1 protein-coding gene is annotated in these 1,106 nt (G+C 68.6%); it reads left to right on the top strand.

The window, feature by feature from the left end:
• Positions 1-189: 189 nt before the first annotated feature.
• The coding region (locus AB0N07_RS51830; RefSeq protein ID WP_365848062.1) for an FMN-binding glutamate synthase family protein at positions 190-1,106 on the top strand (917 nt) is incomplete at its 3' end.

Here is a 1,106-nt window from a genome sequence, read left to right as displayed (position 1 = left end):
ACGAGATCCGGGCGATCGCGGCGGCGGCCGGCCACGACCTCGCGGGGGAGCCGACGCTGCCGGAGTGGCTGCACGAGTGGCGGCGCAGCGTGGCCCTGCCGTCGACCCGGACGCCCCTGCCCCACGCGTGGGACCTCGACGCAGTGCGGCGAGGATGAACGTTCGAGTGATATAGGGCACGATGGTCGGGTGAACAACAGACTCCTGATCGTCGCGACCCTCTCGCTGGCCGCGCTCGTCGTCGTGCTGGTGGCCGCCATCGGCGGCGGCGCGTGGTGGGTGCTGGCGGTCCTCCTGGTGGCGCTGCTCGTGCTCGCCGTGTGGGACATGACCCAGAAGCGGCATGCGATCCTCCGCAACTACCCCGTGCTCGGTCACATGCGGTACCTGCTGGAGTCGATCCGCCCCGAGATCCAGCAGTACTTCATCGAGCGCAACTTCGACGGCAAGCCGTTCGACCGGGACACCCGCTCGATCGTCTACGCCCGTGCGAAGGGACTGGACAGCCACAAGGCGTTCGGCACCGAGCGGGACACCTCGGAGATCGGCTACGAGTTCCTGCTGCACTCCACCGCCCCGGTCAACCCGCCGGAGGAGCCCCCCACGGTGCGGATCGGCGGCCCGGACTGCCGCCGGCCCGTGGACATCTCGCTGATGAACATCTCCTCCATGTCCTTCGGCTCCCTCTCCGCCAACGCCGTTATCGCCATGAACAAGGGTGCGGGCCTGGGCGGCTTCATCCACGAGACCGGCGAGGGCGGCCTCACCAAGTACCACCGCGGCAACGGCGCGGACCTGTTCTGGGAGATCGGCTCCGGCTACTTCGGCTGCCGCAACGAGGACGGCACCTTCAGCCCGGAGAAGTTCGCCGAGAAGGCGCTGCTGCCGGAGGTCAAGGGCATCACCATCAAGATCTCCCAGGGCGCGAAGCCCGGTCTGGGCGGCATGCTGCCCAAGGAGAAGATCTCCCCCGAGATCGCCGAGGCCCGTGAGATCCCGATGGACAGGGACTGCCTGTCCCCGGCGTCCCACTCGGCGTTCCGCACCCCGCGCGAGATGGTCAAGTTCATCGAGCAGCTCCGCGAGCTCTCGGACGGCAAGCCGAT

Origin of the sequence: Streptomyces sp. NPDC051172, from assembly GCF_040682555.1 — a bacterium.
Taxonomy (GTDB): Bacteria; Actinomycetota; Actinomycetes; order Streptomycetales; family Streptomycetaceae; genus Streptomyces.
This window is presented reverse-complemented; position numbering and strand designations above follow the sequence as displayed.